The sequence below is a fragment of the Tepidimonas sp. genome (assembly GCF_046292505.1).
Lineage (GTDB): Bacteria > Pseudomonadota > Gammaproteobacteria > Burkholderiales > Burkholderiaceae_C > Tepidimonas.
In genome coordinates this window covers 1-507 of record NZ_JBKBQX010000298.1, presented here as the reverse complement: position 1 = coordinate 507, position 507 = coordinate 1, and the positions used below count along the sequence as shown (strand labels likewise).

The following is a 507-nucleotide window of genomic DNA, read 5'->3' as shown; positions in this document are numbered from 1 at the left end:
GGGCGTGTGGGCCTGGCCGCGATGCATGATCTTGAGTCCGAGTCCGCCGATGTTGAGGGTGTAATCAGTCTCGAAGGTCACGTCGGCATATGAGGGCTCGGTCCGCTCAAGCCCGGCGCCGAGGAACTGCGCCAGTGCCGTCATTTGCACAGAGGCGCGGGCCTGGTGATCCGCGACCGCCGCGGCGCTGGCGATAATGGTCGCGCCCTGCGCCTGCCAATAGCCGTTGCCAAGCCAGCGATGGTCCTGCCCGCCGGTATTTATGACATATTTCACCGGCTGGTCCGTGACCGTGCGGATGGCCGCGTGCAGCGCCTCGGCGCCTTTCCAGGAGCCACCAGGGTCGACCAGCACGCTGCCATCAGGGGTGACGACCAGGCCGAAGGTCGCGTTGTTGGCAAAGTTTTCCGCGCTGCGCTGCTCCTTTTCGCCGACGATGGCCCAGACCCCGTCCGCGACGGGCTGGATCTCAAGGCCCTGTGCAACGACGGGTATGGGAAGCATGAA

1 protein-coding gene is annotated in these 507 nt (G+C 65.3%); it reads right to left on the bottom strand.

Going from position 1 to position 507, the window contains the following annotated elements; all coding sequences use genetic code 11:
* The coding region (locus ACK4TH_RS13370) for an MBL fold metallo-hydrolase (RefSeq protein WP_409627139.1) at positions 1-507 on the bottom strand (507 nt) is incomplete at both ends.